21 protein-coding genes are annotated in these 22,703 nt (G+C 44.6%); 5 read left to right on the top strand and 16 right to left on the bottom strand.

Features of this window, described 5'->3' with window-relative positions:
- Nucleotides 1-9: 9 nt before the first annotated feature.
- From ABMY45_RS11430 to leuS, 9 genes are read right to left on the bottom strand one after another with little or no spacing between them, the layout of a single operon-like run.
- On the bottom strand, nucleotides 10-783 hold the full coding sequence (locus tag ABMY45_RS11430; protein ID WP_010606150.1) for a septal ring lytic transglycosylase RlpA family protein: 774 nt from the start codon (nucleotides 781-783) through the stop codon (nucleotides 10-12).
- Nucleotides 783-1,889 (bottom strand): rod shape-determining protein RodA, encoded by a 1,107-nt coding sequence (rodA, locus tag ABMY45_RS11425; protein WP_010606151.1) that lies wholly within the window; start codon nucleotides 1,887-1,889, stop codon nucleotides 783-785. The genes ABMY45_RS11430 and rodA overlap by 1 nt, the downstream gene beginning before the upstream one ends.
- On the bottom strand, nucleotides 1,886-3,754 hold the full coding sequence (mrdA, locus tag ABMY45_RS11420; RefSeq protein WP_206472260.1) for a penicillin-binding protein 2: 1,869 nt from the start codon (nucleotides 3,752-3,754) through the stop codon (nucleotides 1,886-1,888). The genes rodA and mrdA overlap by 4 nt, the downstream gene beginning before the upstream one ends.
- Nucleotides 3,755-3,756: 2 nt before the next feature.
- On the bottom strand, nucleotides 3,757-4,227 hold the full coding sequence (gene rlmH / locus ABMY45_RS11415) for a 23S rRNA (pseudouridine(1915)-N(3))-methyltransferase RlmH (RefSeq protein WP_010372039.1): 471 nt from the start codon (nucleotides 4,225-4,227) through the stop codon (nucleotides 3,757-3,759).
- 1 nt (nucleotide 4,228) lies between these two features.
- Nucleotides 4,229-4,546, bottom strand: coding sequence for a ribosome silencing factor (gene rsfS, locus ABMY45_RS11410; RefSeq protein WP_088532235.1), 318 nt, complete (start codon nucleotides 4,544-4,546; stop codon nucleotides 4,229-4,231).
- A gap of 52 nt (nucleotides 4,547-4,598) precedes the next feature.
- On the bottom strand, nucleotides 4,599-5,234 hold the full coding sequence (gene nadD / locus ABMY45_RS11405; RefSeq protein WP_211866775.1) for a nicotinate-nucleotide adenylyltransferase: 636 nt from the start codon (nucleotides 5,232-5,234) through the stop codon (nucleotides 4,599-4,601).
- Complete coding sequence (gene holA / locus ABMY45_RS11400; RefSeq protein WP_130163569.1) at nucleotides 5,231-6,274, bottom strand: DNA polymerase III subunit delta; 1,044 nt, start codon at nucleotides 6,272-6,274, stop codon at nucleotides 5,231-5,233. Before holA ends, nadD begins: the two co-directional genes overlap by 4 nt.
- Nucleotides 6,274-6,786, bottom strand: a complete 513-nt coding sequence (gene lptE, locus ABMY45_RS11395; RefSeq protein ID WP_010606155.1) for an LPS assembly lipoprotein LptE — start codon at nucleotides 6,784-6,786, stop codon at nucleotides 6,274-6,276. Before lptE ends, holA begins: the two co-directional genes overlap by 1 nt.
- The gene (gene leuS, locus ABMY45_RS11390; RefSeq protein ID WP_206472266.1) at nucleotides 6,770-9,358 is read right to left on the bottom strand and encodes a leucine--tRNA ligase; all 2,589 of its coding nucleotides are present in this window, start codon (nucleotides 9,356-9,358) and stop codon (nucleotides 6,770-6,772) included. Before leuS ends, lptE begins: the two co-directional genes overlap by 17 nt.
- Before the next feature lie 248 nt (nucleotides 9,359-9,606).
- Between leuS and ABMY45_RS11385 the strand changes: the two genes are divergently transcribed.
- From ABMY45_RS11385 to ABMY45_RS11365, 5 genes are all read left to right on the top strand, one after another.
- Nucleotides 9,607-10,683 (top strand): PepSY-associated TM helix domain-containing protein, encoded by a 1,077-nt coding sequence (locus ABMY45_RS11385; RefSeq protein ID WP_206472302.1) that lies wholly within the window; start codon nucleotides 9,607-9,609, stop codon nucleotides 10,681-10,683.
- 180 nt (nucleotides 10,684-10,863) lie between these two features.
- Nucleotides 10,864-12,999, top strand: a complete 2,136-nt coding sequence (locus tag ABMY45_RS11380) for a TonB-dependent receptor (RefSeq protein ID WP_029215847.1) — start codon at nucleotides 10,864-10,866, stop codon at nucleotides 12,997-12,999.
- Nucleotides 13,000-13,133: 134 nt separating this feature from the next.
- On the top strand, nucleotides 13,134-13,592 hold the full coding sequence (locus ABMY45_RS11375) for a hypothetical protein (protein WP_017216346.1): 459 nt from the start codon (nucleotides 13,134-13,136) through the stop codon (nucleotides 13,590-13,592).
- A gap of 71 nt (nucleotides 13,593-13,663) precedes the next feature.
- Entirely contained in the window at nucleotides 13,664-16,090 is a 2,427-nt protein-coding gene (locus ABMY45_RS11370; RefSeq protein ID WP_174169873.1) for an ATP-binding protein, read from the top strand.
- A complete protein-coding gene (locus ABMY45_RS11365) occupies nucleotides 16,077-16,556 on the top strand; it encodes an FKBP-type peptidyl-prolyl cis-trans isomerase (RefSeq protein WP_174169874.1) in 480 nt (159 codons plus the stop codon). Before ABMY45_RS11370 ends, ABMY45_RS11365 begins: the two co-directional genes overlap by 14 nt.
- A 98-nt stretch (nucleotides 16,557-16,654) precedes the next feature.
- On the opposite strand, the gene ABMY45_RS11360 is transcribed toward ABMY45_RS11365, so the two are convergent.
- The 7 genes from ABMY45_RS11360 to ABMY45_RS11330 form a co-directional block, all read right to left on the bottom strand.
- On the bottom strand, nucleotides 16,655-16,981 hold the full coding sequence (locus tag ABMY45_RS11360) for a hypothetical protein (protein ID WP_069018990.1): 327 nt from the start codon (nucleotides 16,979-16,981) through the stop codon (nucleotides 16,655-16,657).
- Entirely contained in the window at nucleotides 16,978-17,616 is a 639-nt protein-coding gene (locus ABMY45_RS11355) for a DUF4178 domain-containing protein (protein ID WP_010371998.1), read from the bottom strand. The genes ABMY45_RS11360 and ABMY45_RS11355 overlap by 4 nt, the downstream gene beginning before the upstream one ends.
- A gap of 65 nt (nucleotides 17,617-17,681) precedes the next feature.
- Nucleotides 17,682-18,371 (bottom strand): PspA/IM30 family protein, encoded by a 690-nt coding sequence (locus tag ABMY45_RS11350; RefSeq protein WP_102057325.1) that lies wholly within the window; start codon nucleotides 18,369-18,371, stop codon nucleotides 17,682-17,684.
- A 15-nt stretch (nucleotides 18,372-18,386) separates the two neighbouring features.
- On the bottom strand, nucleotides 18,387-18,800 hold the full coding sequence (locus ABMY45_RS11345; RefSeq protein ID WP_010606165.1) for a DUF2170 family protein: 414 nt from the start codon (nucleotides 18,798-18,800) through the stop codon (nucleotides 18,387-18,389).
- 81 nt (nucleotides 18,801-18,881) lie between these two features.
- Nucleotides 18,882-20,618 carry a polyamine aminopropyltransferase gene (locus ABMY45_RS11340; protein ID WP_206472276.1) on the bottom strand — a complete coding sequence of 579 codons (1,737 nt, stop codon included), beginning with the start codon at nucleotides 20,616-20,618 and terminating at the stop codon, nucleotides 18,882-18,884.
- A gap of 3 nt (nucleotides 20,619-20,621) precedes the next feature.
- Nucleotides 20,622-21,521 carry a DUF350 domain-containing protein gene (locus ABMY45_RS11335; protein WP_095728282.1) on the bottom strand — a complete coding sequence of 300 codons (900 nt, stop codon included), beginning with the start codon at nucleotides 21,519-21,521 and terminating at the stop codon, nucleotides 20,622-20,624.
- Nucleotides 21,522-21,544: 23 nt separating this feature from the next.
- On the bottom strand, nucleotides 21,545-22,483 hold the full coding sequence (locus tag ABMY45_RS11330) for a hypothetical protein (RefSeq protein WP_010606168.1): 939 nt from the start codon (nucleotides 22,481-22,483) through the stop codon (nucleotides 21,545-21,547).
- Nucleotides 22,484-22,703: the final 220 nt, after the last annotated feature.

The following is a 22,703-nucleotide window of genomic DNA, read 5'->3' as shown; positions in this document are numbered from 1 at the left end:
GCGGTTATTCTAAAGTTCCTGCTCACTGTAAAGCAAGAAAGCACGACTAAATTGACCTTGTTGTAAGGTTTTTAGTAAAGATTGTGCTTGATTGTCGTCGGTAATTGGGCCGACTCTAAGCTTGTACAGGTTGTTTTCAAACGTGATGGGTGTACCTAACCCCAATTCTTGTTTTAACTGACCTGCTAATAACTGTATGTTCTCAAGTTTACTGCCAGCAGCAACTTGTACATAGGTTAGCCTTGGAGACTCGCGCGATAGAGTAATGGCTTCGACCTTAACGCGCGCTGTACCCTGAAGGTGATAGCCTAGCTTGTAGGCGGCAGCGTAAGACAGGTCGATTAATCTATCGTCGTGGAATGGACCTCGGTCGTTAATTCTAACGATAGCAGAGCGTCCGTTGTCTAAGTTTGTTACTTTAGCAAAGCTAGGGAGTGGCAGCGTTTTATGTGCCGCTGTCATATCGAACATATTAAAAATTTCACCATTGGAGGTGTGGTAGCCATGGAATTTACGGCCATACCACGAGGCAATGCCTTGTTGTTGATACCCATGTTCGTCTGAGATTGGTGTGTAACGTTTACCAAGAACAGTGTAGGGGCGATTGGCACTCACGCTCTTTTTCTCATTGGTGACAATGGCATCTTGCATTTCCAGTTCGGTAGGTTCGCGCAGTGGCGCTTTATCATGGCGAATATGATAGCGGCTTCCACAAGCGCTGAGCACGCTTAACAGGGCAAATACTAAAACCAGTTTTGAAATTAGGGTAATACGAACTGTCATTATTTTAACAACATCCTCTTATCTGTTGCGATTGCCATAATAATGCCAAAACCGGCCATTAAGGTCACCATCGATGTGCCACCATAGCTAATTAGGGGCAGAGGTACACCGACTACTGGCAAGAGACCAGAAACCATTCCGATATTTACAAAGACATAGACGAAGAAGGTCAACGTCAGTGCTCCTGCAAGCAGTTTACTGAAAGCGTCTTGTGCTTGCACCGCGATATACAATCCGCGACCAATTATAAAAAGATACAAGCTGAGTAAAATGGTGACACCCAACAAGCCAAATTCTTCGCTCAACACCGAGAAGATAAAGTCGGTATGGCGTTCGGGTAAAAACTCTAATTGAGATTGTGTTCCATGTAGCCAACCTTTGCCCTCCACGCCACCGGAGCCTATCGCAATTTTCGATTGGATAATATGGTAACCAGAGCCCAGCGGGTCGCTTTCTGGATCTAAAAAGGTCAGAACACGTTGCTTTTGATAGGCATGCATTCCGTAATGCCAAAACGCATAGCCACCGGGGACCGCAAGTAATAAACCAGAGCCGATTAAACGCCAACTTAACCCAGCTAAAAAAAGTGCAAAAATACCAGAGCTGGCGATTAAGATAGAAGTACCCAAGTCAGGTTGCTCTTTGATCAGGATAGTTGGCACTAACACAATCACAAAGCCGATTGTTAAATTCAAAATACTAGGAGGTAAGTGAGAGCGGCCAATAAACCAAGCGACCGTCATAGGCACTGCTAGCTTCATTATTTCAGAAGGTTGAAAGCGGGTAACACCTAAGTCGAGCCAGCGCTGAGCCCCTTTACTACTGACTCCAAAAAACAGCACGGCGACGAGCATACCAAGCCCTAAAAGGTAAACGGGAATTGCCACACGCTTAAGTGTATTAGGGGAAAACTGCGCCATAAATAGCATGGCAACTAATGCACCAAACATGCGTGTGCCGTGGCGCATCATCATGCCCATATCTTGTCCACTAGCACTATAAACAATCGCAAGGCTACCAATCATCATAGTGAGCAAGGCTGCAAATAATGGTAGGTCGATATGGACTTTTTCAAATAGCGAACGCGGCTTATTCAGCGGGCTCATTGCTGTTGCTCCTTCTCAAGCGGGTAGGCTGAAAAGTAATAATCCATCACTTGTCTTGCCATTGGCGCTGCGATAGCACTACCACCACCTTGGTTTTCGACAACCACAGTGATAACAATTTGAGGGTCATCAAAAGGTGCAAAACCTACGTAGATACCATTGTCTCTGTGTTTTTCTTTTAGCTTTTTGGCATCGTACCTTTCGCCCTGAGCAATGCTGACAACTTGTGCGGTGCCTGTTTTACCTGCGTGGTCATAGGTCACGCCCTTAAATGCGCTTTTCGCGGTACCTATTTTTACTGTGTTGTGCATGGCTTTTAATGCGATATCCCAGTGATAAGGATTTTTCAACACAACGGGTGGTTTTTCTTCCGTAAATAATTGTTCTACTTCAGTGTCTTGCTTAGATATTTGTACTAAGTGCGGCTGGCGGTGTATGCCTTTATTGACCAAAATGCTCAGCGAGTTCGCTATTTGCATTGGAGTAGCAGTCCAGTAGCCTTGTCCTATCCCAACAGAAATCGTATCTCCTGGATACCACGACTCTTTAAAACGTTCTCTTTTCCATTCAACGGATGGCAAAATGGCGGAGGTTTCTTCATGAATATCGATACCCGAAAGCTCACCAAAGCCAAACTGGTTCATAAAGTCGCTAATTTTAGTTATGCCGAGTTTATATGCGGTTTCGTAAAAATAGGTATCACAAGACTGCTCAATAGCCTTATACACATCAACATGCTCATGACCCCAAGGACGCCAGTCACGCCATTTATGTTTTACATTGGGAATTTGAAAAAAGCCAGGATCCCAAATTTTGGTTGTTTCGGTGACAACACCTTCTTCCAGCGCAAGCACAGCGAGATGGGGTTTCACCGTGGAAGCAGGTGCATAACGGCCTTGAGTTGCACGGTTGATAAGCGGTCTGTCTGGGTTGAGCAAGGCTCGGTAATCTTTGCCGCTGATCCCGTGAACGAACAGATTCGGGTCGTAACTTGGGTTAGAATAGAGCGCTAAAATTCCTCCGTCGCGTGGATCCATAACGATGATCGCGCCTCGGGTGTCTTTTAGCACATGCTGGACGATTTGTTGCAAGCCGATATCAAGCGTTAGCACCAAGTCTTTACCTGGTTGTGGCGTTTCCATGCTTAATGTGCGAATGATACGGCCGCGATTATTCACCTCGACGCGGCGAGAGCCCACAATGCCGTGCAGCTGTTCTTCATAAAACTTCTCAACGCCGAGCTTACCGATATCATGGGTGGCACGATAGTTCGTGTCCTTGCCTTCTAGCTCTAAGTCAAAGAGTTCCTCTTTATTGAGCTTTGCGACATAGCCTAGAGCGTGTGTGAGGGTATCGCCATAAGGATAATAACGGGACAATCGAGCTTCAACGCTAAAGCCTGGCAAACGGTGTTGGTTAACCGACAAAATTGCGACTTCTTCTTCATTCAAGCGGCCCTTTAGTACTTGACTTTTGAAGCGGCGGTTATGCTTGATTTCCTTTTTGAAATCTTCTACTTCTTGCTCAGAAATCTTGATGAGTTGACGTACCGCAGCTAATGAAGCTTCGAGATCTTCAACATCTTCTGGGATCACTTCAAGGTTGTAAACAGGGCGGTTTTCGGCGAGCAAGACACCATTGCGGTCGTAAATCAGACCACGATTAGGGGCGACCGGTATGACTTTTATACGGTTATCGTTGGAGCGGGTACGATAGGTCTCGTGCTCAGTCACCTGAAGTTTGTAGACATTGTGAAACAAGATCCCAACAATAATAACGACAAAAACAAAGCCGACAAAGGCCCGTCTCGCAAAGAGGTTAGCCTCGGCAGAATGATCCCTAATCGTCGGCCGTTTTTTTATCATTATTATTCTCTGTGGTAAGGGTGATTGTTATTTAAACTCCAGCCACGATACAAGCTCTCGGCAACCACTATACGCACCAAAGGGTGGGGTAGGGTTAAGTTTGATAATGACCATTTTTGTTCAGCCGCAGCAATACATTCTGGTGCAAGCCCTTCAGGGCCGCCAATCAGTAAGCTAACATCGCGACCGTCCAGCTGCCACTTTTCCATATTGCTCGCAAGTTGGTGTGTATCCCATGGCTTGCCAGTCACTTCTAAGGTTACGATCCGATTGCCTTTTGGAATAGCGGCTAAGGTTTTTTCACCTTCTTGTTGCAAAATGCGTTTAATATCTGCGTTTTTCCCCCGTTTGCCAGCGCTAATTTCAATTAACTCCAGTGGCATATCTTTGGGAAAGCGTCTTTGATATTCAGTGAAGCCAGTTTCAACCCACTTCGGCATTTTGGTACCTACTGCAATGAGTTGGATCTTCACATCAGCCCCACAGCTTTTCTAAGTCATAAAAGTCGCGGGTTTGGTCTTGCATCACGTGTACAACAACGTCACCCAAATCAACCAATACCCACTCTCCGATGTCTTGACCTTCTTGGCCAATCGGTGTTTCTCCAGCATGACGTGCTTCTTTTGCGACATGATCTGCAATTGATTGTACATGGCGTTTTGAGGTGCCTGTACAGATCACTAAGTAATCGGTGATTGAAGAAGTTTCGCGAACGTCGAGCTTTACAATATCACGCGCTTTCATATCATCTACTTTGTCTAGCGCGAAATCTAATAACTGTTGTGAATCCAAGTTTTTGTCTCTGTATTTCAAATAATCGGCAATTTTAACATGCTTTATGGGGTTAATCAGCATACAAGCCATGGCTATTTATATAATCTATGACAGAAGCGGGCAGCCAATGTTCCAAATATTCTTTATCTCGCTGTGCAATTGCAGCTCTTATTGTACTCGATGCAATGTCTTTTTGCTCACCGTGAAGGAAATAGCAATGTCCAGCCTTGGTGGTTTGGAGCTTATTTAAGTTATCTGTGCGTGCTTTGGCTAAATAAGCCGAGACTTTAGCATCTGGTGAGCAATGTTCTTTTGGGCGTTGATACACCACCAGATGACACAGCTTTGTGATTTCTTGCCATTGATACCAAGTGTGCAGGCTATTAAATGAGTCCATACCCATTAAAAATAAAACTGGCTGATCCTGATATTCGTTACGCAGCTCTTGCAGTGTTAGCAGGCTGTAAGAAGGTCCTTGTCGGTCAAGCTCACGTCTATCAATAACCAGCTTTTGTTGCCCTGCTAGCAAATTTGCAAGCATCGCTAGGCGATGCTCGTCACTGATGCTGGGCTTTTGTTTATGAACCGGTATGGCACAAGGTAAAAACTTTAACTCAGCCAGACTTAGCTCGTCGACGCAGCGCATCGCCATATTTAAATGGCCTAAATGCGGAGGATCGAAAGTACCACCAAACAAAGCAATCATACATGCTCACTCTGGCTAATTGGTAACGGCATTGCGATGGGGGTGGCAAAGGCCAGCGCGATGTGTGCTAGAGCTTGATATGGCGCAGTGAGCCTTGCTTCTTTATATGCGGTATCAAAGTCTGCCATCATACAGAGCAACTGTTTCATCTGCTCTAGCGTTAATCTGTCTAACGCTTGTTGCGTAATGGTTTGCTGATTTTTCCAGACATTATGCTTTTTATAGGCATCCGCAAGCGTAGTGCCGGTTTGCCACAAGGTTTTAACACCCAGTAGGGTGCGTGCTTGGTTTTGCAAGGTCCAGAGAATACTCGCGGGCTCTACATTATCGCTGGCGAGCTTATTCAATACTTTGATGATTTGTTTAGGGTTGCCACTTAGCAATCCGGTATTTAAATCAAAAATATCGAACTTAGATTGATTTAATAAGCCGCTCAGCAATTGCTGTTCATCAACCGGGTTTTTACCAAATAGTAAGGAGAGCTTTTCGAGCTCCTGATGCGTTGCAAGCAAGTTGCCTTCTGTGGCGACGAGGAGGGCGCGCTTGCCTTGTGGTGACACAGACAGCTTCAGCCGCTTACATTCATCATCAAACCAGCGCTCAAGATGACGGCCCGTTAACGCATAGCAAGGGACGAACAGGCCTTTAGGCTCTAATGCTTTGAACCAAGCGGTTCGTTGAATGTCTTGACCCGCGCCCAGCCCTTTAAAAATAACAACGACATCTGGATTGACCTGTTCGGCCAAAGACTTTAAAACCGCAACACCTTGGGTAGGAACTTTTTGCTCGTTAAAGTCGAACTCGATGAGCGTACGTGCACTGAACAAAGACATACTGTTGTACTGTGCACTGAGCTCTTGCCAGTCAAATCCCGGAAGTAGAGCAAATTTAATGACTTCGTCAAAGCCTTGTTGCTTGGCTGCGGTTCGTATGGCAAGTACACATTCGCCTTGCTGAAAGGGTTCTTCACCAAAGACCAGATAAAAAGGGGCAAGCCCTTTACTTAGGTAATTGGAGAGTTGATTGGCATAACAACGCATTACAGTTGCGACAACTCTCGAATAATACGTTGGCTTGCAAGACGGCGCATCTCGGTTAGGATCAGCTCAAGCTCTTTTGCCTTTGCTAGCGCGTTGTCTGGGTCGTCCTGATAGTTACGATACAGCTCGAACATTTGTTTAACGGGTTCTTGGCCCGGACGACTCAATCGGTACGACACGCGATACGCCAGTTCATACTGAGCAACCTGACCATTTTTGAACAAACTGAGTGTTTGACGTTCAAGTGAGTCATTGTACAAGTACAACTCAGCAGCTTGTTTGGTATTTTTTGGTGTAAGGGATACCTGAGCGCGCTGAAGATCGGACTGTAGCTGTTCAAACAAGGCTGAACGCTTGTCGTCACCGCTTAAGGTGATTTCTTTTAGATCGTCAGGAAGGTAAGAGGCTTGCTTGAGGTGAAAACCGCAGCTCGCCACGAAGAAGCAAGCTAGCAAAACTGCTAGCTTGCTGGTGTGCCAAAATAGGCTACGCATCTTAGTTTGCAACCACATTAAGTAGCTTACCAGGAACATAGATCACCTTACGGATGGTCTTGCCGTCAGTAAACTTAGTGACGTTTTCTTCGCTAAATGCAATCGCTTCAACTTGTTCTTGCGTTGCATCTGCCGCCACGGTGATTTTAGAGCGCAGCTTGCCGTTGACTTGTACAACGATAAGCTTTTCATCTTCAACTAGTGCGCTTTGGTCGATAACAGGCCATGCCGCATCAAGGATATCGCCAGCTTTGCCAAGCTCAGCCCATAGCTCGTGACACATGTGCGGTGTGATAGGTGCAAGCATGATCACCATGGCTTCTAGTGCTTCGTTGGCTAGTGCAATGTCCTGCTCATCGCTCAGTGGCGCTTTGATAAGCTTATTTGAAAGCTCCATCACCGCCGCAATTGCCGTGTTGAACGTTTGACGACGTTCGATATCGTCTGTCACCTTTGCAATGGCTTTGTGGATGTCGCGACGTAGCGTCTTTTGCGCTGCATTTAGTTTGCTTAAATCAAGCTCGGCAGTACCTGCTTGCTTTACGTCAACCGCGTATTTCCAAATACGACGAAGGAAACGGTGCGCACCTTCAACGCCTGAGTCAGACCATTCAAGCGTTTGTTCTGGTGGAGCCGTAAACATCATGAATAAGCGAACGGTGTCAGCGCCGTATTGCTTGATAACCGTTTGCGGGTCAATACCATTGTTCTTCGACTTAGACATTTTGCTCATGCCTGCAGAGAATACCGGCTCGCCGTCTTCTTTATGCCACGCTTTAGTGATGCGGCCTTTGTCGTCAGTCTCAGTTAATACGTCAGTTGGTGCGATCCAAATATCGCCGCCTTTCTCGTCTTTGCGGTAGTAAGTGTCCGCAAGTACCATGCCTTGACATAGTAGACGCTCAAATGGCTCATCAGAATTCACTAAACCGAAATCACGTAGCAACTTGTGGAAGAAGCGTGAGTACAACAAGTGCAAGATAGCATGCTCAATACCACCAATATATTGGTTTACTGGTAGCCAGTAGTTTGCAGCACCTGGTTCAAGCATACCTTCATCGTAGCGTGGGCTACAGTAACGTGCATAGTACCAAGATGATTCCATAAAGGTGTCGAATGTATCGGTTTCGTGGAATACCGCTTCACCGTTTATTGTTGCTTTTGCCCATTCAGGATCTGCTTTAATCGGTGAAGTTACCCCATTCATGACTACGTCTTCAGGTAGACGAACAGGGAGCATGTCTTCAGGTGCCGCAAGCTCAGAACCATCTTCTTTGTTTAACATTGGGATTGGCGAACCCCAGTAACGCTGGCGGCTCACACCCCAATCGCGAAGACGGAAGTTTACTTTGCGCTTACCTACGCCAAGTGATTCTAATTTAGTCGCGATGGCGTTAAAGGCGCCTTCAAAGTCTAGGCCATCGAACTCGCCAGAGTTGATAAGCGTGCCTTTTTCGGTAAACGCTGCTTCAGCCAGATTGGCTTCTACTTCTGCGCCGGCTAGAGGCTGAATAACTTGTTTGATCTCAAGGCCATAAGCGGTTGCAAACTCATAGTCACGTTGGTCGTGACCTGGTACTGCCATCACGGCACCTGAGCCGTAATCCATCAGTACAAAGTTAGCTACCCAAATTGGCACCTCTTGTCCTGTGAGTGGGTGGATAGCAGTAAAGCCTGTCGCGATGCCTTTTTTCTCCATCGTTGCCATATCCGCTTCGGCAACTTTGGTGTTCTTGCACTCTTCAACAAAGCGAGAGATTGCTTCGCTGTTTTTCGCCGCTTCTTGAGCGATCGGATGACCTGCCGCAACTGCCACATAAGTCACGCCCATAAAGGTATCAGGGCGGGTAGTGTATACGGTGAAGCTTTCGTCGTTGTCGGCACGTTTAAAGTCGATTTCAACGCCTTCTGAGCGACCAATCCAGTTACGCTGCATGGTTTTAACTTGCTCAGGCCAGTGGTCAAGCTTGTCTAAGTCATCCAGTAACTCTTGTGCATAATCGGTGATCTTAATGAACCATTGTGGAATTTCTTTTTGCTCGACAATGGCACCTGAGCGCCAACCACGGCCGTCAATTACCTGCTCATTTGCCAGTACCGTTTGGTCAACAGGATCCCAGTTTACCGTTGACATCTTTTTGTATACTAAGCCTTTTTCGTAAAGCTTAGTGAAGAACCACTGTTCCCACTTATAATATTCAGGGTGACACGTTGCGATTTCACGATCCCAGTCGTAACCAAAACCAAGTAACTTAAGCTGGTTGCGCATGTAGTCGATATTTTCGTAGGTCCATTTCGCCGGTGCGGTATTATTTTTAATTGCCGCGTTTTCAGCTGGAAGACCAAACGCATCCCAACCCATAGGTTGCATAACGTTTTTGCCTTGTAGGCGTTGGAAACGAGAAACCACATCACCAATGGTGTAGTTACGTACGTGACCCATGTGGAGGCGACCACTTGGGTATGGGAACATTGAGAGACAGTAGTACTTCTCTTTACTTTCGTCTTCGACAACTTTGAAGGTATTGTTTTCTTCCCAGTACGACTGTACTTTGGCTTCGATATCTTGCGGGTTATATTGCTCTTGCATCTAGGTTTCCAAACATCTGGCAAAATTAATAGAAAATTGCTCGATAGCATACCCGAAATTGGCCAGCAATCACAGCACCTAAAGTGGAATTATTTTAGTCGATTGCCGCGGACTAAAGGTGGTGTCGAAGTGGAGATAAACTACGCGAAGATCTGCAGCGGTAAAAGGGGAAATTTTGTGCTGTTGCAAGTAAGAGTTATTATCACTTACTATTGCTAAATATCGAAAGAAGTTTGAGAATTCCCTTGATAAAATTGTGGTTACGCCGTGCTCACCTAGTAATGGCGCTAGTGGCTGGTGCATTTATTATTTGCTTAAGCTTAACTGGGGCACTGCTTATATATGCCAAAGATATTCAATATCTTACTCAGCCTCAGTTGTGGCGAGTTGAGCCACAGTCTGAGCCTCTTGGGGTAGAGCAAATAGTAACCTTTATTGAATCTACAACCGCTGAAAAAGTTTCACTGTTTATGCCTGAGCAGCAACCGGATTTGGCGTGGCAACTGAAGTTGTCTAGCGGTGATTATGTTAGCGTTAACCCCTACAGTGGCGAGATCCTTCATCGCTACGAGTATTATTCTACGATATATGGCTTTACGATGGCGCTACACCGTTGGTTGTTGTTTGAAGATGCTGACAACAAAAAGCCGCTTAGAGACTGGGTATCTATTTGTGCACTTGTACTCATTATTGAGTTAGTGTTGGGCTTTTATCTTTGGGTAAAGCCTAAAAATTGCTTGAAACGGTTAGTGATAAAACCAAAAGCTAAGCTAAGGATCCTACTTTATCAGTTACACACCGTATTGGGGGTATATTTGCTTTTACCTATACTGCTCATTGCCTTCAGTGGTATGGCGTTTAACTGGCAGCCGCAAACTAAGGCTGTGGTTGAGTGGTTAAGCTTTGATGAGGTCGAAGTAAGGCCAAAACCACCCACTATTGCGGTTAATTTTCACGGCTTACCCTACGATTTAAATAGCGCTACAAAGCGCGTAAAATCTATCTTCCCAGACGGTCAGTTGTTCCGTATTTACATGCCTGACAAAGCGTCCGACAGCGTCGCTTATAGAGTTCAAAACCCTGGTGAAAGTCATGCCTACAGCTGGGTTTGGGTAAATCCTTATAATAGTGAGGTGGTAGCGCAATATGATGCATCAAAAGCCGGAGTCGCTACGCAAATATGGAACTTTAAGTACAAGTTTCATATTGGTGATTTTGCCGGTCCCATCGTGCAATTTGTTTGGTTAATGCTTGCCTTAGTTCCGACTTTTTTCACGGTATCCGGCCTGTATTTTTGGCTGCAACGTCATCGTAGGAAGCGGTAATTAACTTCACTCTAAGTTACTGTTATGTGTATATAATTGAAAAAATCGATGTAAAGTAAGGTGGTCTTGCACTAAAAGGTAATGCAAACCATTCACATTCATCTTGTTTTTACTGAGGTTTGGCAATATTATATTGCCGCTTTTTACATCATTATTATTCTAAATCCAGCAAGGATAACCATGTTAAAAACTACTCTCAGTATGGTAGCGTTGGCTGTTAGCGCAGCAGCCATTGCAGACGATACCAATGTTAAAGATCTTCAAGCTGCAGATATGGAGCATATCGTGGTCTCGGGCAGTCGTGTGTTTGAAAGCATCGATGAAGTGCCTGCCTCCATTACGATTATTAATCAAAAGCAAATCGAAGATCATTTAAAAGTAAATCCAGAACTACAAAGTTTGTTATCTCAAATTGTTCCTGGTCTTGCTCCGGATACGGGTAGTTCAAGTAATACTGGGCAATCGTTGCGTGGACGTGCGCCTCTGGTGATGATTGACGGTGTACCTCAGTCTACACCACTGCGAAATGGTTCTTTGGGTGTAAAAACACTCGATCCAAGTGCCATCGCTCGTATAGAAGTTATCAAAGGGGCAACCTCAATTTATGGTAATGGTGCTTCAGGCGGGATCATTAACTACATCACCAAGCAGGCTAAAAGCGATGGCAAACCAGAAGGTGAAATTAGCCTATCTAGCCGCTTTAGCGCAGTAAAACTTGCAGAGAGTGCGGGTGCTCGAATTGCGGGCGCGATTAATGGTCGCGTTGACCAATTTAGTTATTTAGTCACGGCAAGCTATGAAGAAAATGGTGTTCAGCGTGATGCAGAAGGTGATATTCTGGGTTTACAGTATGGTCTGTCGGATACCGTGACAGAAAACTACTTCACTAAGCTGGGCTATGACTTTGACGAAGACAAGCAACTGCAATTTAGCTATAACTTCTACAGTTCACAGCAAAAAACGGACCTAGGTGATGTATTTGGTAACATCAATTTAGGTGAAAAATCTTACGCTATTCACGTGCCACCAGCTCAGCAAAAACAAGGTAAGCCACAAGGTCCTGAAGGTAATGAAAACATTACTTTGAAATACACCGATATAGAAGTTTTTGCTAATACACAAATGACGCTTGATGCGTATATGCAAGACATTGAGAACGTGTTCTTCTTCTCTCCAAGCTTAGCAAACCCTGATGAAGGATACACTGGCGGTCAATCTATCATCCGCTCTGAAAAAAAGGGCGCGCGTGCGACATTTAATACCTTGGTTGATTTTGACAATGTCCAAGCTACCTTCATTTATGGTATTGATGCGTTGAATGATGTGACCTCACAGCCACTTGTTGATGGTCGTATTTGGGTGCCGGAAATGGACATGGAAAGCATCGCAGGTTACCTACAGACCAAGTGGATTGTTGCCGATGACCTAGTGTTAAAAGCGGGAGTGAGACAAGAAAGTATTGATCTTGCGGTAGCTGATTACCAAACACTAAAACTTTGCCGCTCAGCGGATCAGTGCTCTGTGCCACTTAACGTGAAAGGTGACACCATTGACTATGACGCCACAACTTACAACGTGGGTATTAAATATAACGCAAATGAAAAGTTCAGCCCATTCGCCAGTTACTCGCAAGGCTCTGATATCTCTGATATTGGCCGTCTGCTGCGCAGTGCAACGGTAGAAGACATTGGTCAAATTCAAACAGAAGCATCAATTGTTGATAACTACGAAATCGGCTTTAATTCTCAATTTGAGACGCTACGATTTGAATTTGCGGCATATAGAAGTACATCTGAGTTTGGCACAACGAATAAATTCAATGAAGTAACCGGAGTTTATGAGCCTGTTCGAGCACCACAAAAAATTTGGGGTTATGAGGCACTTGTCGATTACAAGATCAACGACACGCTAAAACTTATTGCGACATATAGCTATGTAGAGGGTAAAGATACCGAAGCCGATACTTATCTTGGCTCTAGACAAATTAGCCCACCAAAGCTTACGGCAAACCTAAATTGGCAGCCAGTTGATGCGTTATCGATGACATTAAGCTGGTTACATGTCGGCGACCGTAAACGTTTCGAGCGAGACGATAAAGGCAACTATGTTGGAGATCAAGGTCCAATTGACAGCTATAACGTGGTTAACTTTAGTGGTCAATATCAATTCGGCCAAAGCTGGCAAGCGTTTGTTGGTATTGAGAACTTATTTAATTCAGACTACTTCCCAGCTCGCGCACAAGCCTATACGTACGGTGGCTACAATATTAAAGGCCTTGGCACGACGGCAACCGTTGGCGTGAAGTATCGTTTTTAAGCTAATAGCAATGACTTTTGGCTTCATAATCTGAAGCCAAATGGGTTTGCTGAGCACCAAGTTCAGCAAACCCTAATACAATGAATGGTATATCTGGTCTACACTTAATCTATTGGCGAAACAGGAGTGTAGCAATGGCGGATTATCAAAAATGGCTGGATCAATTTTCCGATTGGCTCAAAGACGTCAAAGAACATGAAATTGACGATTTATCTAAACGATTCTGGGAAGCGCAGAGCGCACTGAAAGACTACACCAAACAAACCTATGATGATTATAGTTACTATTTAAAACGTGACTTGGAACATCTTCTCGAAAACAAATCCTTCTATGATGAAGCGGCTTGGAGTGAGCTCAAAGCCAACATCTTATTTGAAATATCCCAATTAGAAGATAGAACTCAACTTGAGTGGTCCGCACTTTTAAAAGATTTTGAACACCAAGGCATTTATAAAGAAGGTGAATGGATAGCTTTGGGACAATTAGTGTGTAAGAATTGTGGCTATAAATTAGATGTTTATTATGCCATCAAGATCCCAGCTTGCAGCGAGTGCGGGCATGGGGAATATACTAGAAAAGCATTAGCGCCCTAAAGTGTGGGCGCTCAGCTTGGAAGCACCAAGCTGAGTAGACTAACGTATGCGAATAATACAAAGAAGTTAGAATGACCAAATCTAAATTGTCGTCTGAAAAAGCACTGCCTGCGAGCCAGCTCGCGCCATCAGTTTCGTTGACTCACATAGAAAATTGTATCCAAAACCCTTACCCAGAAGCGCTGCCATTTATTGGCCAGCAGCGCGCTCAAACCGCCCTAGACTTTGCCTTGGGAATGGAGCTTCCCGGTTATAATGTGTATGTCATGGGAGAAGCGGCGCTGGGTCGTTTTACCATGGTGAAAGACAAGCTCGAGGCGCACAGTAAAACTAAGCCAACGCCCAAAGAATGGTTGTACGTTAATAACTATGACGACCATCGTGAGCCTATCGCGCTATTTATGCAGGCGGGCGAAAGTAAGCAGCTTGAGGCCGATATTGACGCCTTTATTGATGAGATCTTAGATACTTTTCCTGCAGCTTTTGACAACCCGGGTTATCAACGCAAGAAAAAGTCGCTAGATAAAGAGTTCGAACAAAAATACGATGCTGCGATCACCGCTGTTGAGCAACAAGCTATGAATATGAGCGTTGCACTGATAGAAGATACGGGGACAGTTGGCTTTGCTCCTGTGGTCGATGGTAAACAGCTCAGCGATACGGAGTTTTCGGCACTAGACGAGCATGTTCAGGCACACTTCTTAACGGCAATTGAAACATTAGAAGATGCTCTCATTGAGTCGCTTATTGAACTGCCAAGGTGGAAGCGTGAATCTTCTGAGCGCTTGCGTAATCTTAAAAAAACCACCATCGAAGTGGCGACCAAACCGCTATTAAAAGCACTTGAGCATAAGTATGCTGCACACATTGGCGTGCTGCGTTATCTTAAAGATCTTAAGGTTGAAATTGTCGATGCGGTATTAGATTGGCTAGACGACGATAGTAGCAACGAAGAGAACAAAGATGACTTTGACTCAAAGGGAATGCTCACGGACTTTTTTGCGCCCAATATTCTGGTTGAGTTTAAAGAGGACGACCCTGCGCCTGTGGTGTATGAGCCAAATCCGACCTTTGGTAATATCTTTGGTAAGGTGGAATATGCAACCTCTCAAGGTAATTTGATCACTAGCTATCGCTCTATTCAAGCCGGTGCATTGCACCGCGCCAATGGCGGCTATTTGATCATGGATGCGGAAAAGGTCATGGCTAACGCCCAGGTGTGGGATGGCCTTAAACTGTCGTTAAAAACCCACCAAATTAAAAATGACCTACCGTACCAAGATAATTCGGTGGGCAGCAGCTTTACCTTAAAGCCGCAGCTAATTCCGTTGGATGTCAAAATTATTCTTTTGGGTTCGCGAGACCTGTATTACACCATTGGTGAATACGATGAAGAGTTTGCAGAACTATTTAGAGTGCTGGCCGATTTTGATTACTATTTACCAAGCTCGGACAAAATGCAGTACCAATTTATCACTAAGGTGATGGAATACTGTAATGATACTTTGAAGATTGAGCTTAGCTCAGCTGCGCTGGCGCGTATGCTTAAATTTAGCTACCGCCAAGCGGAGCATCACAGTAAGCTTTCAGCGCGCTTTGCTGATGTTTTGGAGCTGGTAGCAGAAGCCAGTTTTTATGCCAAGCAAGATGGCGTAAACCAAATTGCCGCTAATCACATCGATGAAGCGATAGCTGGAAAAGAATACCGGACAGGGCAGTTAAGTGAAAACATGCTCAGCGATATTCAAGAAGGGCATACCTTGATTGCAACTGAAGGCACCGCAATTGGTAAGGTAAATGGCCTGACGGTACTGCATATTGGTGACACCGCATTTGGTACGCCTGCGCGTATTACCTCTACGGTATACGCAGGTGCTGACGGGGTGATTGACGTTGAACGTGAGGTAGACTTAGGTAAGTCAATTCACTCAAAAGGTGTGATGCTGCTTACCGGTTACCTAGGTAACAAGTATGCGCAAGACTTTAGCCTGACACTCAGTGCAAATATCGCCATTGAACAAAATTATGGTTTTATTGACGGTGATAGTGCATCACTTGCAGAGCTTTGTGCGCTGCTATCGGCGGTGACGCAACTCCCCGTGGATCAATCATTAGCGCTCACTGGCTCAATAAACCAACACGGTGAAGTACAAGCCATTGGTGGTGTAAACGAAAAAATCGAAGGCTTCTTTAAACTCTGCAAAATGCGAGGCCTCACAGGTAAGCAAGGGGTGATCGTCCCTGAATCTAACAAGGTCAACTTAGTGTTAGATGATGAAGTGATTGCAGCTGTTGAAAAAGGCTTATTCCATGTCTATGCCGTTGCCACTGTAGATGAAGCGCTTAGCTTGTTAATGGATAGACCAGCAGGAGAGCTAAGTGATGAAGGCTATCCCGAAAACAGTATCAATGCAGTTGCAATGGCGAAACTTGAGCGTATTGCAAAAGTAGTAAACGGCGATGATGACAAAGGAGAAGAAAGCCATGACGACAACTAATATTATCCTCGTTATCGTTGCACTGGTGATTGCAGTGGTGTTTTTTCGAGGTGGTCAGAAACAAAAACAGCTTGCGCAGTTTAATCGAATTCAAGCGGCTGACTTTTTGAAAGAGAACGAAAAGCGCGCAGAGGTACATAAAACCGACTCAGGTCTTCAGTACGAAGTCATCACGCAAACTGAAGGTGGTAAACAACCGAGCGCAACGAGCAAGGTTAAAGTGCATTATCACGGCACCTTACTTGACGGCTCAGTATTCGATAGTTCAGTACTGCGCGACCAACCAATTAGTTTTGGGCTTAATCAAGTGATCCCAGGTTGGACAGAAGGCGTGCAGTTAATGACTGAAGGGGATAAATACCGCTTTTGGATTGGTCCCGATTTAGGTTATGGCGACCGCGCTGCAGGTAAAATCGAACCTGGCTCTTTACTCGTATTTGAGGTTGAGTTGCTCGCGGTAGAGTGATCGGTGTTATAGTTGTGCAAGGCGCTACGGCATATAGCTTGAATAAACGTAGCGCCATACGCAGTTAATGGAGCAACAACCTACATAAATACAGCCAATTATTTTCCTTTATTTTCTGTATAGCGACTAAGCAGCATATTGGCGACCTGTTGCTTTACGGCCCGTTTGTCGTTGGGGTCAACGCCAAAACGTTCCGCCAGAAGTGCGATTTCTTCATCGGTTAGATTGAAGGATAAGCGTTGCCGAGTTTTCTTCGATTTAACTTCTAAATCAAGGATCTTTCTGATCATATCGGATGGCGTTAGCTCTTCGTCTATCGCCTGTTTTTTAATGCTTTTTTGTACTTCCGTGGTTAAATCGAAGGCCATTTGTGTGGCCCTCAATGCCACTTCTTGACGTTTCCACTTGTCTTCTCTTGTGGTCACGAGTTAGCTCCAGGAAATAGGTCGACAATATCGCTCAGTGGGCGACACATGGTTAGTGACACGTCAGTTTCCCCCCCATCCCAGATCTCGATATTGATAGCGAACTTTTCGTCAGGACTAAGTAACTCGATAACTTCACATACTTCGCCACTTTCATCTTGATAGCGTGGCAAGGCGCGACCGCGATAATCGCTATCGTAAAAATAGCAAACGTAGGGCGCTTCACTTTGTTGATAGCTTTTACCTAAAAATCGCTCGAAAATCTCTGGAGTGGCGTGGGTGTCGATGTGGGTCAGTGCTTCTTCATCGAAAATACGCGCAAATTCATCAAGCGTAAAAATAGCGTCGACGTCTTCTCTTTGGATTTTGATAGAAAAATTCGCATATTCCTCACCGTCACTTTGTTCAATTTGCAAAAAAGTAATGTTACCTGAATCACTTTCGAGAACAAATTCATATGCAGCGCTGCGCTCAAATTGGTAAGTTTGTACGCCAACCACTTTTAGGGTTTGCCCCTTGAGCCAGCTAGGGTAAGCAAATGAATCAATGATGGTGAGCATATCCCCAACTTTCAGATCTTTTGCATGAGTAAGTTGTCGCTCAGGAGTTTTTTTTGATTTAAAAAAGCCAAACATAATGCACCTACATAATCAAAAAGGGTAAAAAGGAGGCGAGGCCTCCTTTTTCTATTCGGCAAATATTAGTTGCTTTGTTTCGCTCTAATACGTTCAAGAATATCATTACTCTTTTGCGTAGAGCCAATTCCAGCTTCTGCCATTTTGGCTTTTAGATCTGCACCCGTTGCAGCGGCTTCAAGCTCTTTTGCTGCAGCCAGTTGATCTTGCCTATCTTGCTGGCGTTGCTTGATACGCTCAAGCGACTGACGTGCATTTACCATAGATGACGTATTGGTATTTAGCGTACTGTTTACTGCCATGGTTGCTTTTTGAACGCTGTCTGTGGTTTTTACCATTGTTAGTTGGCGCTGGTTTTCTTTAATCGTTTTTTCAGCTTCTTTAATTTGCTGTTTTAACAGGATCACATGTTTACTAAAACCGTCTAGCACTTGCTGGTGCTCTGCGCGCTCAACTTCAAATTCACCGATTTTCTCTGCAATTTCTACCGCTAAAGCTTCGTTACCTTTTTCCAGCGCTTGTCCAGCATAGTTTTCATGCTCGATAATGCTTTCGTCAAGTGCAGCTAATTTGCGTTTTGTCTGCATCTCTTTCGCCATTACTTCTGTTAAGTTCTTTTTGGCTTTAGCTAATGCGTTTTGTGCGTCAGCAATTTCTTGCTCAAAAATACGAATGCCATTTGCGTCAACAATTGACTCACCAACTTCTCTAGCGCCACCACGAACAGCAGTAAATAATTTCTTTAAAATACTCATTTCACAACTCCAATATTACTCATTCAAATACACAGTCACGGCTTCCAATGCTTCGATTGCATTGTCCGCGAGGGTGACCAGTTCGTGCGTGATCTCATCAATTGAGGAGGAAACGGCTAGAGCACCAAATATCGCATACTGCTCATCAATTTTAGCAAACGCACTCAGCGGGATCGGCACATTCAGTTTTAATAGTGCTTCATTTAACTCGTTTAGCAACTCAGGCTTTACCTCATTCTCTTTAAATAGGTAACTAATGCATACAAGTTGTTCTTCAGTCTGAGTCACAAAAATTGGTAATTCGTCATTTCCGTCAACAATCACTTGCAATACATCTTGCTCGCCTTCATTGGCGATTAAGAAAGATTCGAAGTTAGCACCTTCTGTTTCAAATGATGCTAATTTGATTGATAGTTCATTTAATTCCATCTTCATTTACCTTTTTTGTTTTGACATATTATGTCTGAGTTAAGAGTTGCACGTAAGACATAATATGTCAATGGCCGTGCGCTAATTTTTATACAACTCATCTTCCGTTTGCCATGCTTGACGATAATAATCGTATAGTCTGCCCGTTCCTAACTGGTTGACTTCAATATCTTTTGCTCCGTCAAAAAAGCGATTTGGGAAAGCGAAAGTAGCAAGTAAATACTCTTTGTTTATCCAGTTACTTGGAACAGGCAAAGACTCGACCGACCGGATCCTAGCACTTGCTGGTTGTCCTGTTCTCGTTGCGATTGTCCATCCCCATTGACCAAATGAGGGAATATTCTGCTGATATTGCTCAACATGCGTAAACCCGGCATGTTTTACTGTTTTAGCTATGCTAATAAACGCTTTTTTGGCGTGATAGGGAGACGTTGATTGAATAGCGAGTGCGCCATCGGGTGCCAGTAATTGACGCACATGATTATAAAAGTAGTCGCTATATAGCTTATTCAAATCAGGGTGATTTGGGTCGGGTAAATCAATAATGATGGTGTCAAATTGTCTACCTTGGTCGAGCATTTTCTCTACTTCTAAAAATGCATCTGCAACGATAACGGTTGCTCTTGGGTCATTTAACGCATCGTCATTTAATTGAGTTAATTGACTGGTGATGTTCGGTCTAGCGGGGTATGGCTGCCCTTGTAGTCCAAATAATGAAAGTAGTTGTCCATCCAAATCGATTAAGGTTGCATTTTCAACAGGCCATTCCAGTACATCTCGAAGTGCCAGACCATCTCCGCCGCCAATGATTAATACCTTTTTGCGCCGGTTAGAAGCCAGCATTGCAGGATAAACGAGCATAGTGTGATAGATCTGTTCATCTACAGATGAAAACTGTAATCGACCATTTAAGAATAAATCGTTAATTGGCATCGGTTGTGCGCGGCTCAATCGCTCAGTGATGACAACATGTTGATACTTCGTTGACTCTGAATAGATCACCTTGTCTTTGTATAGCACATTGCTGAGGTCTTTCATCCAAAGAGAGCCATGGCTCAAGATGACAAAAAAGATACCAAGTAGAACAAAGTGGCAAGCAAACAGCAGCTTAGCGAAGCGGACATGAGCATGGTAACGCCATAGGAAGATAAGTCCTGCAATGATATTAAATAGCGCAGTCCACGCTGCTGCTTGCATTATTGGCAGCGCAAGCATAATCGTGACCCAAATGGCAGCACCAACACCTGCACCGATATAATCTGCACCGTAAATGGTACCTGCGTTATTTTCAAGGAAGCGGCCATACACTTGTTGACGGATCCTAGCAATCAGCGGAATTTCCATGCCAATTAAAATGCCTAGGATGAGGCCGAAAACATAAGGTAAAAATCGGGCAAATGCTTGTAATTGCGCAAATGGCATGCCATCTAAGACACTATCGGGAGGCAGGCTATAAAGGCTAGAAAGCGTATGGGGCAGGGTATAGGTAAGTGCAATAACACTGGCGATCACCAAAATACTGCTCATGCCGAGTAGTGCGATTAGGCTTTCAAGCCATGCAAAAGCGGTAAAGGGATCTTTAAACCAGCGCGCTAAAAATGCGCCAATGCCCATGGCCACGATCATCGTGCCTATCATGGCATAAATCGCGCTTTCTACAGAGCCTAAAACGCGGCCAGCATAATGGGAGAGCAAATATTCGTAGATTAGGCCGCAACCGGCCAAAATGGCCATGACGCCAATAAGTAGGGTGTCGTGACCAAACAACGACCAGTTGCCGGTCACTCTTGCTGAAGTTTGTGGTGCAGATGCGCTCAAGGGTTATGCACCTAACAAACTTGCCATAGTCGTACCAATCGCAAAAGAAAGCGCGGCTGAGATGGCAGCAACACCAATATTCTTTTGTCTGTTCACTTCATCGGAAATATCTTTACCTGCCAGAATAATTTTTATCATGACGAGGTGTAAGACGATGAAAAGCACAATGCTACCCAGTGCTGCAATACTCCAGTAAAGTAGGCTTGAGTTAATATTGTCAGCTACATACGGCGCTAAACCGGACGCTGCAGTCAGTGCCAGAGCCGAGCCGATTAAAAAGCCCGCGTAGCGGATCCCAACCGCGATATTGTTGTCTTTGATTGCCTGCTGTAAACAGTCGCCACTTTTGTTGGTGCGCTTGAATAGTTGTACTCGGTATTGGCTCACAAGCAGCATACAAATATTACCAATAATGAAGGCTGCAACCACAATAGGTAAGCCATACCAGCCTTCTGTGAGTACCCAAAGCAAAGCTGAGCGGATCACAATGGCAACGCTCACCACATGGCCAAAGTCAATCAGTGCTGAGGTGACATTACCTTTAACGATTTCGTCATGGAGGTTTACCTTGCGTAGCGCGACTTTGTCTTGGAAAAAGTGACCGAGCTTGATAAGGATGATACCAACGATACCATAGCCCGCCATTTGTAGCGCTTCTTGAGCTAAAGAACTGGCAAAAGCACCACTTGAAATACCTGAAATTACAATGGCCAGACCTGCTAAACCACCAGCAAAACTGAGGCCAAATGCAAAGTTGTCTTTTTCTGTGATTTCATCGTTTGCATGAAGGTTAGATACCCAACCTTTGATGTATTTTAAGCTAACAAATAACGCGACGATCACCGCCATATCTATTAGCAATGCTTGAAAAGTCCAAGCTGTTAATCCGTTAAATTGGTACATGTGTTAACTCCGCTATATATGCGCTATTTGCCCCGGCTTACGCCACGGGAGGTTCTACTTGAGCTATTGCGAACAGAGCCGTAGCTTGATGTTCGAGAATAGCTGCTTCGAGTTACTGCTGATGGGGTGTTACTACTTCGACTTAACCCTGAAGCGCCAGACTTTTTCTTGGCATAGGGACTGGTAAACTGTTTGCCTTGGCGTTGATACGATTGTTGAGTACGTTTGGCGAGCTCAGTTTGGCGTTTGTAGCCTTTATAACTGGTGTATCTGTGGCGGCCATAGTCGCTGTAGTAACTGTATCTGCGATGTTTACTCCAGCGGCCATATTCCACATCACCGACAATATCTCCAAGCATGCGATACATGCCATACCACATCCAAAAGCTAGTGCCGTTAGAGTTAGTCTGCCATTCGCCATAGTTGGCATTGCCAACAAGCTGATTGCCGACACTGGTCTGACCGTTTGCCGCTTGTTCCGCCTGCTGACTAATAGCGCCAACTCGCGCTAGCTTGCCATCTGACATATCAGCTAAAACATTGATTGGATCTGTCAGAGCATCATTGAACAAACTGATGGAAGCGGCTTCTTTTAACAACACTGCTTGGTTGATAATGTCGTCGCTGTTCATACTTGGAGCGGGGGACTTGAGGGACTGATAACGAGTCAATAAACTCTGATATAAGGTTCCACTGCTTGTTGCGTCTTGAGCAATAATTTGCGCAATTTCACTGAGCTGAGGTTTTTGCTGACTAAGTACTTTGCCATACTCAGTCAAAAGGTTGGCATTTCTCACCTGCTTTTTATCAAGGGCGGTTCCCAGCGTATTTATCGCTGTTGAAGCTTCTTGAAGTGTATGTGTAATGGTTTGCTGGATACGTTCTTCTTTCGATTCGCAGCCCAGCATTAGGCTCAAAACACACAGTAGGCTAACCAGTTTCCAAATTCTAAAGTTGGACATTCATTGTCACCTAATCTACCTTGACCGTTCATTTAAATGTGCTGTTTTATTGAGCTTAAGTCAACTCAAACGTGCCGTGATTGGCATGTTAAATGGGCTTAAATTGTAACAATAAATCAGTCTAGAGAGTTATTATCTATACACCTTAACATTTGTATTAATATAAACCATAGCGTTAGGTGAACTGGGATAATAATAGAGTTTGTTCATATAGAAGTTG

The organism is Pseudoalteromonas sp. XMcav11-Q (genome assembly GCF_040104525.1).
Taxonomy (GTDB): Bacteria; Pseudomonadota; Gammaproteobacteria; order Enterobacterales; family Alteromonadaceae; genus Pseudoalteromonas.
The sequence above is the reverse complement of the archived record's forward strand: the minus strand, read 5'-3'. Positions and strand labels throughout refer to the sequence as shown.

Bases quoted from the DNA above. Each gene is read 5' to 3' on its own strand.
- ABMY45_RS11430 (WP_010606150.1), bottom strand. From the start codon at position 783: ATGACAGTTCGTATTACCCTAATTTCAAAACTGGTTTTAGTATTTGCC.
- rodA (WP_010606151.1), bottom strand. From the start codon at position 1,889: ATGAGCCCGCTGAATAAGCCGCGTTCGCTATTTGAAAAAGTCCATATC.
- mrdA (WP_206472260.1), bottom strand. From the start codon at position 3,754: ATGATAAAAAAACGGCCGACGATTAGGGATCATTCTGCCGAGGCTAAC.
- nadD (WP_211866775.1), bottom strand. From the start codon at position 5,234: ATGATTGCTTTGTTTGGTGGTACTTTCGATCCTCCGCATTTAGGCCAT.
- holA (WP_130163569.1), bottom strand. From the start codon at position 6,274: ATGCGTTGTTATGCCAATCAACTCTCCAATTACCTAAGTAAAGGGCTT.
- lptE (WP_010606155.1), bottom strand. From the start codon at position 6,786: ATGTGGTTGCAAACTAAGATGCGTAGCCTATTTTGGCACACCAGCAAG.
- leuS (WP_206472266.1), bottom strand. From the start codon at position 9,358: ATGCAAGAGCAATATAACCCGCAAGATATCGAAGCCAAAGTACAGTCG.
- ABMY45_RS11380 (WP_029215847.1), top strand. From the start codon at position 10,864: ATGTTAAAAACTACTCTCAGTATGGTAGCGTTGGCTGTTAGCGCAGCA.
- ABMY45_RS11375 (WP_017216346.1), top strand. From the start codon at position 13,134: ATGGCGGATTATCAAAAATGGCTGGATCAATTTTCCGATTGGCTCAAA.
- ABMY45_RS11370 (WP_174169873.1), top strand. From the start codon at position 13,664: ATGACCAAATCTAAATTGTCGTCTGAAAAAGCACTGCCTGCGAGCCAG.
- ABMY45_RS11365 (WP_174169874.1), top strand. From the start codon at position 16,077: ATGACGACAACTAATATTATCCTCGTTATCGTTGCACTGGTGATTGCA.
- ABMY45_RS11355 (WP_010371998.1), bottom strand. From the start codon at position 17,616: ATGTTTGGCTTTTTTAAATCAAAAAAAACTCCTGAGCGACAACTTACT.
- ABMY45_RS11350 (WP_102057325.1), bottom strand. From the start codon at position 18,371: ATGAGTATTTTAAAGAAATTATTTACTGCTGTTCGTGGTGGCGCTAGA.
- ABMY45_RS11345 (WP_010606165.1), bottom strand. From the start codon at position 18,800: ATGGAATTAAATGAACTATCAATCAAATTAGCATCATTTGAAACAGAA.
- ABMY45_RS11335 (WP_095728282.1), bottom strand. From the start codon at position 21,521: ATGTACCAATTTAACGGATTAACAGCTTGGACTTTTCAAGCATTGCTA.
- ABMY45_RS11330 (WP_010606168.1), bottom strand. From the start codon at position 22,483: ATGTCCAACTTTAGAATTTGGAAACTGGTTAGCCTACTGTGTGTTTTG.